Origin of the sequence: Neorhizobium huautlense (assembly GCF_002968575.1) — a bacterium.
Taxonomy (GTDB): domain Bacteria; phylum Pseudomonadota; class Alphaproteobacteria; order Rhizobiales; family Rhizobiaceae; genus Neorhizobium; species Neorhizobium huautlense.
Genome location: NZ_PVBM01000017.1, coordinates 58254 through 71613 on the forward strand (window position 1 = coordinate 58254; position 13360 = coordinate 71613).

At 60.7% G+C, this 13360-nt stretch carries 14 protein-coding genes; 9 read left to right on the forward strand and 5 right to left on the reverse strand.

Features of this window, described 5'->3' with window-relative positions:
- The first annotated feature begins 514 nt into the window (after nt 1-514).
- From C5L12_RS18225 to C5L12_RS18240, 4 genes are all read left to right on the forward strand, one after another.
- Nucleotides 515-1510: a glycine betaine ABC transporter substrate-binding protein gene (locus C5L12_RS18225; RefSeq protein WP_105373471.1), complete on the forward strand. Its 996-nt coding sequence runs from the start codon at nt 515-517 to the stop codon at nt 1508-1510.
- A 206-nt stretch (nt 1511-1716) separates the two neighbouring features.
- Complete coding sequence (locus tag C5L12_RS18230; protein ID WP_105373472.1) at nt 1717-2769, forward strand: quaternary amine ABC transporter ATP-binding protein; 1053 nt, start codon at nt 1717-1719, stop codon at nt 2767-2769.
- Between the two features lie 94 nt (nt 2770-2863).
- Nucleotides 2864-3877 carry a betaine--homocysteine S-methyltransferase gene (gene bmt / locus C5L12_RS18235; RefSeq protein WP_105373473.1) on the forward strand — a complete coding sequence of 338 codons (1014 nt, stop codon included), beginning with the start codon at nt 2864-2866 and terminating at the stop codon, nt 3875-3877.
- 71 nt (nt 3878-3948) lie between these two features.
- On the forward strand, nt 3949-4299 hold the full coding sequence (locus C5L12_RS18240) for a hypothetical protein (protein ID WP_105373474.1): 351 nt from the start codon (nt 3949-3951) through the stop codon (nt 4297-4299).
- Nucleotides 4300-4313: 14 nt separating this feature from the next.
- On the opposite strand, the gene C5L12_RS18245 is transcribed toward C5L12_RS18240, so the two are convergent.
- From C5L12_RS18245 to C5L12_RS18260, 4 genes are all read right to left on the reverse strand, one after another.
- Nucleotides 4314-6332 carry a vWA domain-containing protein gene (locus C5L12_RS18245; RefSeq protein ID WP_105373475.1) on the reverse strand — a complete coding sequence of 673 codons (2019 nt, stop codon included), beginning with the start codon at nt 6330-6332 and terminating at the stop codon, nt 4314-4316.
- Between the two features lie 2 nt (nt 6333-6334).
- A complete protein-coding gene (locus C5L12_RS18250) occupies nt 6335-6862 on the reverse strand; it encodes an RNA polymerase sigma factor (RefSeq protein ID WP_105373476.1) in 528 nt (175 codons plus the stop codon).
- 83 nt (nt 6863-6945) lie between these two features.
- Nucleotides 6946-7623 (reverse strand): 4Fe-4S dicluster domain-containing protein, encoded by a 678-nt coding sequence (locus C5L12_RS18255; RefSeq protein ID WP_105373477.1) that lies wholly within the window; start codon nt 7621-7623, stop codon nt 6946-6948.
- Nucleotides 7624-7724: 101 nt separating this feature from the next.
- Nucleotides 7725-9299, reverse strand: a complete 1575-nt coding sequence (locus C5L12_RS18260) for a trimethylamine methyltransferase family protein (protein ID WP_105373534.1) — start codon at nt 9297-9299, stop codon at nt 7725-7727.
- Nucleotides 9300-9550: 251 nt separating this feature from the next.
- Here C5L12_RS18260 and C5L12_RS18265 point away from each other — a divergent pair, with 251 nt between their 5' ends.
- A complete protein-coding gene (locus tag C5L12_RS18265; RefSeq protein WP_105373478.1) occupies nt 9551-10252 on the forward strand; it encodes a corrinoid protein in 702 nt (233 codons plus the stop codon).
- Between the two features lie 32 nt (nt 10253-10284).
- Here the strand turns inward: C5L12_RS18265 and C5L12_RS18270 are convergent, their stop codons facing one another.
- A complete protein-coding gene (locus C5L12_RS18270; RefSeq protein WP_245422967.1) occupies nt 10285-10398 on the reverse strand; it encodes an entericidin domain-containing protein in 114 nt (37 codons plus the stop codon).
- A 59-nt stretch (nt 10399-10457) separates the two neighbouring features.
- On the opposite strand from C5L12_RS18270, the gene C5L12_RS18275 reads away from it, so the two are divergent.
- From C5L12_RS18275 to C5L12_RS18290, 4 genes are all read left to right on the forward strand, one after another.
- Entirely contained in the window at nt 10458-11099 is a 642-nt protein-coding gene (locus tag C5L12_RS18275; RefSeq protein WP_105373480.1) for a DUF1638 domain-containing protein, read from the forward strand.
- A 54-nt stretch (nt 11100-11153) separates the two neighbouring features.
- Entirely contained in the window at nt 11154-11930 is a 777-nt protein-coding gene (locus C5L12_RS18280; protein WP_105373481.1) for a formyl transferase, read from the forward strand.
- Nucleotides 11931-12019: 89 nt separating this feature from the next.
- Nucleotides 12020-12322 (forward strand): virulence factor, encoded by a 303-nt coding sequence (locus C5L12_RS18285; RefSeq protein ID WP_105373535.1) that lies wholly within the window; start codon nt 12020-12022, stop codon nt 12320-12322.
- Nucleotides 12323-12375: 53 nt separating this feature from the next.
- Nucleotides 12376-13338 (forward strand): methyltetrahydrofolate cobalamin methyltransferase, encoded by a 963-nt coding sequence (locus C5L12_RS18290; protein ID WP_105373482.1) that lies wholly within the window; start codon nt 12376-12378, stop codon nt 13336-13338.
- The last annotated feature ends 22 nt before the right edge of the window (nt 13339-13360 follow it).

Here is a 13360-nt window from a genome sequence, read left to right on the forward strand (position 1 = left end):
ATGGCTCCGACAACGGGGCGACCGGTACGCACTACCTGATCCGGCGCCGAAGGCAAGCTGACCGCCTGCATGACAACGAATAGCGTGACATTCTTACCGGATGGTTAGTGAGATCGCTCTGTGAGAACATTTCTCGCTGCAAGCCCAAGAAATATCCAGCGCCCAGACGCACAGAACTGCTTGCGGTGGCCCCATACCACTCTAGCCGTGTCCTTTCGAGGCAATCATTTAAAAGTGACCTTTGAGAGCAGCACGAAACCGGAAATCCTGTGCTTCCAAGAGGTTGGGCGCGGTCCATCGCAACCGGCCGACCTCTTGAAGGTTGATTTCCTGCGGGGAAGTCGTACCCTCATTTTTAGAAAGCGGAAATGTGAACCGGGCGTTACCGCGACGGCACAAGGGAAACACTTCCGATCACACTCTCGATCGAAGCTGGAACTCCTTCACGCCGCGATCAACACCTGCGGCCCACGCGCAAAAACTGGAAGATCGCGACGCCAGACGGAGGTTTGAAATGAAGAAACTGTTCGCTTCCGTAGGGTTCGCTGTCGGGACTTTCGTTCTGGCCGGGACCGCACAAGCCGATTGCGGATCCGTCTCGATTGCGGAAATGAACTGGGCTTCGGCAGGTGTCGCCGCCAATGTCGACAAGATCATCCTGGAAGCAGGTTACGGCTGCAAGGTAAAGCTCGTACCAGGCGACACGATGACAACCTTCACCTCCATGAACGAAAAAGGACAGCCCGACATCGCGCCGGAGTTCTGGGTGAACTCGGCGCGGATCCAGCTCAACAAGGCGACTGCGGACGGCCGTTTGGACATTGCGGCGGAGATTCTCTCCGATGGCGCAGTGGAAGGCTGGTGGATTCCGAAATTTGTTGCCGACTCTCATCCGTCCATCAAAACCGTCCAGCAGGCGCTGGCGCATCCTGAACTTTTCCCGGCTCCTGGAAATCCTGCAAAGGGGGCAATCTTCAACTGCCCCCGAGGCTGGAACTGTCAGGTTTCCACTGCCAACCTCTATAGGGCGCTTGGCGCCAACGAGAAGAATTTCGAATTGGTCGACACCAGCTCCGCGGCGGAACTCGACGACGCGATATCAAATGCTTTCGCGAACAAGACAGGCTGGCTGGGGTATTACTGGGCTCCAACCGCCATCCTTGGCACATACGAGATGGTGAAGCTCTCGTTTGACGTGCCGCACGACCCCAACGACTGGAATGCCTGCACTTCGGTTGCCAATTGTCCCAATCCCACGGTCAATTCCTATCCGACGTCGCAGGCCTACACCATAGTCACAAAGGGACTGGCAGACCGAGCTACGGATGCAATGGAATACATGAAGAAGCGGAAGTGGACCAATGCCACGGTGAATAGCGTCCTGGCGTGGCAGTATGAGAATCGGCAAACGAACGAAGACACGGCCAAGCATTTTCTTGAAACGCTGCCGGACATCTGGACCAAATGGGTGCCGCCGGGGGTCGTGGAAAAGGTCAAGGCGTCGCTCTGAGACCTATGCGTGGCCGTTTCCGGATAAATGGCCGGAAGGGTTTGAGGGCAGAATTGACTAAAATGCCTCTGCCGGTAACGTCGTTCCGGATAGGGAGCGCAAAAACAATAAACAAGAGGGGAATTTCATGGCGCATAGCCTTCAGGCGCTGCACCTTTGTAACTACCGGGCGTGCAATCGGCCGCGGTTGAGTCTGGAGGCTGCTCGTGGCTAGCCATGGAATAGAGATCAAAGGGCTCTACAAAATCTTCGGACCGCGGGGGGCGGAGTATGTGGGCGCCGTGAAGGCCGGCATGACGAAAGCCGAGCTCAACGAGAAACATGGTCACGTCCTTGGCCTGAAGGACATCAATATCTCCATGCCCGCCGGCGGCATCACGGTTGTCATGGGGCTTTCAGGCTCGGGAAAATCGACCCTGATCCGCCACATCAACCGCCTGATCGAGCCGACAGACGGCGAGGTCATCTACGACGGCAACGATATCTGTCGGATGAACGAAAAGGACCTGCGGGATTTCCGCCGCCTCAAGACGGCGATGGTCTTCCAGAAATTCGCGCTGCTGCCGCACCGCACCGTTATCGAAAATACAGTTTACGGCCTCGACATTCAGGGCATCCCGCGTCAGGAAAGCATGAAGCGCGGCCAGTATTGGATCGAACGGGTCGGGCTTGCAGGCTTCGAGCGGCATTACCCCAATCAACTGTCGGGCGGCATGCAGCAGCGTGTCGGGCTTGCCAGAGCTTTGACCAACGATGCCGATATCCTGTTGATGGACGAAGCCTATTCGGCGCTCGATCCATTGATCCGCGTCGACATGCAGACCGTTCTCCTTACGCTTCAGGCCGAACTGAAGAAGACGGTCGTCTTCATCACCCATGATCTTGATGAGGCGCTGAGGCTGGGCGACAAGATCGCGATCCTGCGCGACGGCCAAGTGGTGCAGCAGGGTACGGGTCAGGAAATCGTGCTATCGCCGGCCGACGATTACATCACTGCCTTCGTCAAGGAGGTCAATCGCGGCCGCGTGATCCGGGCGAGCACTGTCATGCAGCCGATCGACGGAGCGCCGGACGGAATGCCCATTCCCGGCAGCTCAACGCTCGAATCCGCCGCAAGGCTCATGACGGAAGCCGGCCACAGCCGTGCGCTGGTTTTGGACGAGAATGGTGCACCGAGCGGCATGCTAGACCTGCGGACCATCATCACGGCAATGGTCAGTCCCGCCAGCCACGAGACGGAGAAGATGGCGGCGGAATAAAAAGGGGCCGCGTCGCCCACGGACGCGCCTGCTGCCACTTGCCATCATATAAAGCAATCTTTATATGATCGGATTGCGTCGCAGGAGAACCGCCATGACCGCTGCCAATGTACTGACAGAACTGCTTGCCGAGAAAGGCGTGCTGTTGGCCGACGGCGCGACAGGCACCAACCTTTTCGCGATGGGTCTCGAAGCCGGCGAGGCGCCCGAGCTCTGGAACGAAGCGGCACCCGAAAAGATCGAAAAGCTGCATCAGGATTTTGTCGATGCGGGCGCGGATATCATCCTCACCAATTCCTTCGGGGGCACACGCCACCGGCTGAAACTGCACAAGGCTGAGGGCCGGGTTCACGAACTGAACAAGCTCGCGGCGGAAATCGCCCGATCTGTTGCCGACAAGGCGCCGCGGAAAGTCATCGTCGCCGGCTCCGTCGGCCCGACCGGAGAGCTTTTGATTCCGCTCGGGGCCCTTTCCTACGAAGATGCGGTCGCCGCCTTCGCCGAGCAGATCGAAGGCTTGAAAGCCGGCGGCGCTGATGTCGCCTGGATCGAGACCATGTCCTCTGCCGATGAAATCCGCGCTGCTGCTGAAGCCGCGGTCAAGGTCGGCCTGCCTTACACCTATACCGGCTCTTTCGACACGGCGGGCAAGACCATGATGGGCCTCGACCCGAAAGACATCCATGGCGTCGTCCAAGACATCGGCGCCGAGCCGGTTGCGGTCGGTGCTAATTGCGGAGTCGGGGCTTCCGATATCCTGTCGAGCCTTCTCGACATGACGGCGGCAGCGCCGGATGCGATCACCATCGTCAAGGGCAATTGCGGCATTCCGGAATATCGCGGCGCCGAAATCCATTACTCCGGAACCCCTCCGCTGATGGCCGAATATGCCCGGCTTGCCCGCGATGCCGGAGCGCGGATCATCGGCGGCTGTTGCGGCACGTCTTCTGAACATCTCGCTGCGATGCGCAAGGCGCTTGACGAATACACGCCCCGTCCCCGCCCGACGATCGAGGAAATCGTCGACAAGATCGGCCCGCTGCGCAATAAGACCGCGAGCGAATCGGGCGGCGAGTCCGGCCGTGAAAGACGCCGCCGCCGCGGATAGGGTATCGGCCTCCAAATCGGGCGCGGATCGGTCAATCCGATGCTTGGAAAACAGGGCCGAGGAGGATCAAGATGGCGAACATATCTCCGATCGGCAGCCGGGAGACGGTGGCGGAAAGCCTTGCCGCACTTCTGCCTGAAAACCAGTCCTGGCTGACGCTCCTGATGCAGAACCCCTCCTCGGATGATCTGCTGCTGGACGGACTTCACCTTTATCTCGACCAAGCTTCCGAGGCGAAATTCCTGAACTCGTTGAAGCTGCAGAAGTGCGGGGAATGGGTGGGCAATGCCGCCCCTGCACGGCTGCAGATCAGGCTGGCGGAAGCGGCGAAATCCAGCCAGCATCCCGCCTATGCCGCCTTCCGGGACGGGCTCACCCGCTCCGGCGGGCTGGAGCGGGCTTATCCGAAGGCAAGTATCTGAGCGGATTGGTCCGCCTAACGGCGGTCGAGCGTCTCGGCCAGTCTCACAAGATCAAGAAAACCGCCGCGATATCCGAACGGGTCGTCGCCACGCGCGTCGCGCGCCATCTTCAGGATTTCGTCGTAGGAGTAAGCCTCCAGGGTATCCGTGCCGCGCAGCTTCTGGCCGAAAGCCGCTACCGCGGTAGCAAACCGCACGTCCTGCGGCGCGGCCGCAAAGTCGCGAATTGCGCTCACCTCCGTCACCGGTGTGGTGATGAGCTTGCTCAGGTCGCCCTCCGGCTCCTTGTAGCGGATCTTTACGAAAGCAAGCTCATCCGATGTCGGAGCCTGGGTGGAAGCGGCCGCCGGCACCCCATATCGCAACGGATCGTTGAGAGCCGAGGCACTGCCTTTGGGGGTAACTTCGTAGATGGCTGTTACGGAATGTCCGGAACCGATGTCGCCCGCGTCCACCCGGTCATTGTTGAAGTCCTCACGCTTCAGCGCGCGGGTTTCATAGCCGATCAGCCTATATTCCGCGATCCTTTCGGGATTGAACTCGACCTGGATCTTGACGTCCTTTGCGATCGGAAAAAGACTCGCCCCGGCCTCCTCCACTAGCGCTTTCTGCGCCTCCGCCAATGTATCGATATAGGCTGCGGTACCGTTGCCGTTCTGGGCAAGCGCCTGCATCAGGCTGTCGTTGAGATTGCCCTGACCGAAACCCAACACGGAAAGGAAAATACCATCCTTGCGGCGCCGTTCGATCAGCTGCTTCAACTCCTCATCGCTCGATACACCGACATTGAAATCGCCGTCCGTCGCGAGCATCACCCGGTTGACACCCCCTTGGATAAAGTTCTGGCGCGCCAGATGATAGGCGGATTCAACGCCCTCCGCACCGGCCGTAGAACCTCCCGGCTGGAGGTTGTCGATGGCGGCGAGGATCTTGTCCCGCTCGCGGGCCGAAGTCGGCTCCAGCACGGTTCCGGCATTGCCGGCATAGGTGACGATCGACACCTTGTCTTCCGGCTTCAGCTTACCCACCAGCAGCCGGAAGGCACTTTTGAGCAGCGGCAGCTTGTCCGGCGCGTTCATCGAGCCGGAAACGTCGATCAGGAAGACGAGATTGGCGGGCGGCGCAGCAGCTGGAGCATTCTCATAACCCTTGATCGCCACCTGCATCAGCTGCGTGCCGGTATTCCAAGGCGTAGGCGTGACGGTCACGGTTGCCCGGAATGCTTCCCCCGCCGTTTGCGGCCGCGGCCAGTCATAGGGGAAATAGTTGATCATCTCCTCGACGCGCACGCTGTCCGGCTCGGGCAGATTTCCCTGCATCAAGGAACGGCGGACCAAAGCATAGGAGGCGGTATCGACATCGACGGAAAAGGTCGAGACCGGATCGGTCGCAACGCTTTTTACGGGATTGGGATCGGCATTGGCGAAACGGTCACGCCCTTGCTCCAGCGGCGGCAGCAGTTCTCGCTCTGCGGGCGCAAACCGGGGTGCGGCGGCGAGCGGCGCAGCACCCTCGGCCATCATCGGTTGGGCTGGGGCGGGCATGGGCGGCGAGAGGGCCGCGGGAGGCTCCGCCATGCGCTCTGCCGCTGCGCCGGAGGGGCCAGCCTCATAGTCCAACGGTTTCGACGCAGGTAACAGGCTTGCGGCGTCCTCCTCCCGTTGACGCTTAGCCTCGACGGGCTTCACAGGTGCTTTCGGCGCATCAGCCATCTCAGGCAGAGCCACCTGCCCGGATGTCGGCAGGTTGCCGCGCGTGATTTCGAAGGTGAGAAAGGCAGCCGCGGGAATAATGAGCAGCGTCGCAAGCGCCGAGCCTGCCAGATAACGATGCTGAGTGATCATGTTGGTGCTCCAGATCCGGTTGAGGATGGAGCTTTGACGCTGCCGCCAGGATTTTCCTTGGGCGCGGTTTGCGTTTTTTTCTTCGGCGTCGAATGCCTGCATGGCGGCAGCGAGCGCACGGGCGCGTCTCTCGGATGATGCAGTCGGAGCCGGGGGCAGAGTACCGAGCTTTTCGAATTCGTCCGTCATGGTCACACCGCCTCCTTCTTCAGAAGGTCCTTCAATCGTTTTCGCGCCTCGTGCAGGTGCCAGGAAACAGTGTTTTCGCTGCAGTCCAGAACCTCTGCCGCCGCGGCGTGGCTGAGCCCTTCGCTATGGACGAGCAGGACGGCGTCTCTTTGTTTCTCGGGCAAAAGCCGAACTGCTGCCCACAGCCACTCGCCCCGCCCGTCGTTCTCCGGCTCGAACTGCTGGAAGAATATCGGGTCAGTTGCGAGCCGGCCCTCGTCACGCCTACGGCGCAACGACTGCCGTTGATGGTCACGCACCACGTTCAGTGTCAGCGCATAGAGCCAGGTGCGGAAGGCCGACTGGCCCTTGAAGGACCGGATGGAGCGGCCGAGCCGGATACAGGCTTCCTGGGCAATGTCCTCGGCATCAACCTGCGTCCCGCACCAGCGCCACGCGACGGAATGGATGAAATCGTAATGGGTTTCGATAAGCACGCCGAAGGCATCCCTGTCGCCGTCACACGCCCTTTGAAGGATTTCCCCGCTCACGATTCCCGCCCGATTGCCGTCGTTTCCAGCTTAGACGTTTCCCGATTCAAATTCCTTGGGGTGGTTCGCAAAAAATGTTCGGCTCAGCCCATCAGCGCCTGCATATGAAACTTCAACTGCTCCGGCAGATAGCGGAATTCTGTGCCGACCGGGCAGGCATTGCGGGCGAGACAGCCTGAGACGACGCAGGTCTTCTCACCGGGTTCGCTGCCGAGATAAGAACGACAGGTCACAACATCGAATCCGGACCGGTTGACCACCCCAGCGGGACAAGCCGTGAGGCAAGGTTTTTTGATGCAGCTATCACAAGGATGGCCTGCGGCTTTCGCGGAGGCCTCGATCTCGAACGAAAAACCCAGCGCGCCGCGATAACCGTGCCAGAGCCCGTATCTCGGATGGATAAGGATGGCGAGGGGCGAGGGCTTTAGCCCCTCCGCCTTCATCGCCCATTGCTGGAAGGGCTGCCAGGGTGGATCGGAGGGAAAATAGGCGGCGGCTCCAAGGTCGTTTGCCAAGGGATGGATCAGCTGCTTCGACCACGTATCGAGCGGATCGGCACCTTGATATGTCTCCCGCCAACGGGAAAAGGCGGGCCAGATGGAACTCCCGGCATTGCCGAGCAGGACGACCGAAAGGGCTCGGGAGCCATCTGCCAGCATTGGGCCTTCGCCCGGGCGGAAATTCACGACGCCCCGCACCAGAATACCCGAAGGTCCGAGCGCCTCGGAAATCCGCTCCAGATGAGCCGAAGGGCCGCTCATCGCGGCCCCTGATATTTGTAGTGCGGGCGCCAGACCCCTTCCTGGATGAAGTCGGCGACCAGCCTGGCGCCGCCTTGCTCCCTGGCGGCCTCGGGCTCTCTTCAGGTGAATGCGTCGGGCATCGAATCCTTGCGATCTTTGATGAAGGCGAGCAGCGCCTCGTCGATTGCCGGATCGAGCGGCGGCGCCTCATAGGAGTCGAGCCATGCACGGCAGAGCGCATTGGCGCGCTGCTCGATGCGCTTCTCGCCTTCGATTTCCCACTGTTCGAAGGAGTTGTTGTCCATCAGCGCCGAGCGGTAGAAAGCCGTCTGGAAATGCGCCTGGGTGTGGGCGCAGCCGAGATAGTGGCTGCCGGGCCCGACTTCCCGGATCGCGGAAAGCGCCTGCCCTTCCTCCGACAGATCGACGCCCTGTGCCATTTTCTGCATCATGCCGAGCTGGTCCTGGTCGATCATGAACTTTTCATAGGACGACACCAGACCACCTTCCAGCCAGCCGGCGGCATGCAGAACGAAATTCGTGCCGGCGAGCAGCGTGGTGTTCAGCGTATTGGCCGATTCGTGTGCGGCTTGGGCATCGGGCACCTTCGAGCCGCAAAGCGACCCTCCGGTGCGGAACGGCAAACCAAGACGGCGGGCAAGCTGCGCCGCGCCGTAGGATACCAGCGAGGGCTCCGGCGTCCCGAAGGTCGGAGCGCCCGACTGCATCGAGATGGAGGCTGCGAAAGTGCCGAACAGCACCGGCGAACCCTTGCGGATGAGCTGAGTCATCGACGCACCCGCGAGCACTTCCGCCAGGATCTGGGCCAGCGTTCCGGCGACGGTCACCGGGCTCATCGCGCCCGACAGGATGAAGGGCGATACGACGGACGCCTGGTTGTGACGCGCATAGACCTTGAGAGCACCGAGCATGGTGCCGTCGAAGACCATCGGCGAGTTGGCGTTGATCAGGTTCAGCGTGACGCAATTGTTCTCGACGAAATCGTCACCGAAGACGATCTTGGCCATGGCGATCGTGTCTTCGGCCCGCTCCGGCGCGGTGACAGAACCCATGAACGGCTTGTCCGAGTACTTGATATGGCTGTAGACCATATCCAGATGGCGCTTGTTGACCGGCACGTCGACTGGTTCGCAGACGGTGCCTCCAGAAGAATGCATGGACGGCGCCATATAGGCGAGCTTCACGAAATTGCGGAAATCCTCGATCGTCGCATAGCGGCGCTTGCCATCGAGGTCACGCACGAACGGAGGACCGTAGACCGGCGCAAAAACGGTCGCGTTGCCGCCGATCTGGACGTTGTGCTCCGGGTTGCGCGCGTGCCAGGTGAACTCTCTAGGCGCAGTCTTCAGAAGTTCGCGGCATAGACCTTTCGGGAAATGCACCCGATGGCCCTGAACGTCGGCGCCGGCTTTTTTCCAAAGATCCAGAGCTTCGTCATCGTCGCGAAATTCAATGCCGATTTCTTCAAGGATAGTATCGGCATTGCGCTCGATGATTTGCAGGCCCTCCTCGTCCAGCACCTCATAGACGTTGATCTTGCGGGTGATGTAAGGAAGCGACGGACCGGGACCGCTGCCCGTACGCGCGGCACGGCGCCCTGCCGCTCCCCGTTCGCCACGCCCGCGTCGTCCTGCGCCGCCTGCCGGTTCCGTCTGCTGGGTCAAGTCGTCCATGATGTTCCTCGCCTTGCGCCATCGTTTGCGCCTGTCCTTCTGATGCGCCATGCTAAGCTGCGGCGCAAGCCGAACCCTGCCTTTCTGCGGCACCGGTTTGTGCAGGACAGACATTTGCGACGACCGCTTCGTCGTTTTTCCGACGCGCCGCTGTCGCATACGAAAGAAATTGCGAAACAATTTGAAGGTACAGATAGTCGACGACGTGAGCGTCTGATTTGCAGGCCCCTCGAACCCTAGGGAAGTATTCCATGTCTGACGATGAAATCATCCTTTCGGAACTTTCCGACGAAGAACTCGTGCAACAGATGCACGACGACCTCTACGACGGGCTCAAGGAAGAAATCGAAGAGGCCACCAACATCCTGCTGGAGCGCGGCTGGACGCCCTACGATGTCCTGACCCAGGCGCTTGTCGAGGGCATGCGGATCGTCGGCATCGACTTCCGGGACGGCATCCTCTTTGTGCCCGAGGTGCTGCTGTCGGCCAATGCCATGAAGGCCGGGATGACCATCCTGCGTCCGCTGCTGGTGGAAACCGGCGCGCCGAAGCTCGGCAAGATGGTCATCGGTACCGTGAAGGGCGATATTCACGACATCGGCAAGAACCTCGTCGGGATGATGATGGAAGGCGCCGGTTTTGACGTGGTCGATCTCGGCATCAACAACCCGGTTGAGAACTACCTGGAAGCAATCGAACGGGAAAAGCCGGACATTCTCGGGATGTCCGCGCTGCTGACCACCACCATGCCCTATATGAAAGTCGTCATCGACACCATGAAGGAAAAGGGCATCAGGGACGACTATGTCGTGCTGGTGGGCGGCGCGCCTCTCAACGAGGAATTCGGCAAGGCGGTGGGCGCCGACGCCTATTGCCGCGATGCGGCGGTCGCCGTCGAGACCGCGAAGGACTTCATCCGCCGCAAGCATAACAGCCTCGCCGCCGGCAGCTGATGCCGCTCACGGCGAGGTTGCCGGAATAGACATCAGCGGGCGGCGCGATCAACCTTGCGGCCGGCATCCTGAGTAGCGTCGACGGCATTCGCCGTGTCCTGACCCATGCCGCGAATGGTATTGCCACAGGAGGAGAGCGAAACCATTGTCGCAAAAAGTGCGGCGATCACCGTGACTGTCTTGGCCGTCATGTTAGAATACTCCGATGGATATGGATCAAATTGTTCCGGGAAGCGAACTTCCGCCGAAGGAACGTGCAAACTGTGAAAAAGTTCACGTGATCGCCTGCGGCGCCATCGCACGGGAGATTCTCGCCGTCTGCAGGCAGGCCGGCCTTCATCATATCGACCTCCATTGCCTGCCCGCGATTTGGCACGCCTATCCGCAGAAAATCGTTCCCGGATTGGAACAAGCCGTCGCGGAGGCCCGCGCAAGAGGTTTTGAGAAGATCTTTTTCGCCTATGCGGATTGCGGCACGGGCGGCGATATCGACAGGCTTTGCCAGCGCGAAGACATTGCCCGCATCGAAGGCCCCCACTGTTACTCGTTTTTCGCCGGAAACGAGGCGTTTGCGGCCAGGGCGGACGACGACCTGCTTTCCTTCTTCCTCACAGACTTTCTCGCGCGCCAATTCGAGGCTTTCGTCATCGAGCCGCTCGGCCTCGATAGGCATCCGCAGCTGAAGGAAATGTATTTCAGCAACTACCGCAAGCTCGTCTACCTCTCCCAGGAGGAGGACGAAACTCTGCAGCAAAAGGCACGGGCGGCGGCCGACTACTTGGGTCTCCAATACGAATACCGTTACACCGGTTATGGCGATCTCACACGAGCGTTACACCTGGCTTAATCGTTTCTTTCGGCTTGTCGGGAAAACTGCCCTCCGCATCTATCGGAGTGGCATATGCAGGACCAGAATTCTTCCCGAATCGTCGTGATGACCGCAGGCGGACCTAATCCGCAGGTGATGATCAACGCGCTTGCCCGGCATTTCCCGCAACTGCATGTCATTCAGGAAGAGCCCGAATCGAAAGGCACCTTGCTCCGACGCCGTGCCAGGCGTTTCGGCTGGCTCACCGCTCTCGGACAATTGGCGACCATGATCGCTTCTCGGCTTGGGAAAAGCCTTGCCGCCCGACGCTCCGAAGAGATCATTCGCGACTACGGCCTCTCTGCCGCTTCCAACGCGAATATCCCGGTCACGCATGTGCCGTCGCTTAACGATCCAGCATGTCTCGCTACGGTGACAGCCTTGGAACCCGCGGCAGTCTTCACCATCTCCTGCCGTATCCTGTCGCCCGAGACGCTCGCCGCCGTCCCCTGCCCGGTCATCAACTTCCATGCCGGCATCAACCCCATGTATCGCGGCCAGATGGGCGGTTACTGGTCCCTGGTCGAGCGGGACGAGGGGAACTTTGGTGCGACGGTGCACCTCGTCGACAACGGGATCGATACCGGCGGCACGCTTTATGAAAAGCGCCTCAAACCGTCGCCGCGCGACAGCCTTGCGACATATCCGCTGCTGATGACGGCCGCCTGCGTCGACATCAGCGTACAAGCACTGGAGGACGCCATCACGGGAACGTTGAAGCCTCGTCAGCCTCAAGGCCCCTCCCTTTTGCGTTTCCCTCCGCCGATCTGGACCTGGCTCTATCACGGCCTTACGAAGCGCATCTGGTAGCCGCGTCGCTTTTTGCTCTGTGCGACGTCGTGGCAAGCGCAGTCTTGGCCGGCGCACCCGTGCATGCTGCCCTCAACACGGAGGAATTCATGGCCGACCGCATCGTTGTCTACTGGCGGGACATTCCGGCGCAGGTGATCGTCAAGAAGGGCAGGCAAACCGCCAAGCGGGAGCTGTCGCTGCGCTTTACCGAGGCGATCGACATGTGCGCCATGCGGACGGGCGCATCGGAGACGGACGATTACCTTGCCGAGTGGCGAAAGGCGAAGCCCTTTCCCGTATCAGACGATCTGGAAGCCGAAGCAGATAAGGCCGCCGCCGATCTGGAGGCCGCTTACGACAAGGACAGGCTTGTCGCCCTGGTGAAGGCCGGCGGTCGCGAAGCGGCCTGACACTCAAGCACTGACATCAATCGGCGCCTATGACCATGCGCCTGGAGGAACATATGACACGTACCATCGTCGCGTCCGCAACCCGGGAAATCGTGATCGGCTTCGACCAGCCCTTCTGCGTGATCGGCGAACGCATCAACCCGACCGGACGCAAGAAACTGGCGGCCGAGATGATCGAAGGCAACTTCGACACGGTCATCAAGGACGCATTGGAGCAAGTCGCAGCCGGCGCCACGATGCTCGACGTCAACGCCGGCGTGACGGCGGTCAACCCGAACGAGACCGAGCCGCCGCTTCTCGTCCGGACGATGGAGATCGTCCAGGGCCTGGTGGATGTCCCGCTTTCGATCGACAGTTCCGTAACCGCCGCGATCGAGGCGGCGCTGAAGGTGGCAAAGGGCCGTCCGCTCGTCAATTCAGTAACGGGCGAGGAGGAGAAGCTGGAGGCCATCCTGCCGCTCTGCAAGAAATACGACGTGCCGGTGGTGGCGATCTCGAACGACGAGACCGGCATCTCCATGGATCCGGATGTGCGCTTTGCCGTGGCCAAGAAGATCGTCGAACGCGCGGCGGACTACGGCATCAAGGCGCATGACATTGTTGTCGATCCGCTCGTGATGCCGATCGGAGCTTTGGGTTCGGCCGGATTGCAGGTTTTCGCGCTCCTCAGACGCCTGCGTGAGGAGCTGAAGGTCAATACGACCTGCGGGCTTTCCAACATCTCCTTCGGACTGCCGCACCGCCACGGCATCAATGCCGGTTTCATCCCTATGGTGATCGGCGCCGGCATGACCTCCGCCATCATGAACCCCTGCCGGCCGCAGGAAATGGAAGCCGTCCGCGCCGCCAACGTTTTGAACGGCACCGATCAGAACTGCGGCAACTGGATCATGACTTATCGAGACTACAAGCCAGCTGAGGCCGGAGCTGCCGCGACCGCTGCCCCGGCATCGGCGGCTGGGGGGCGTCGCGGCGGTCGCGCCGCCCGGGCTGGCGCCGCCGCCAGAATGGAGTAGAACGCGCCTTCAAACGCGCGAG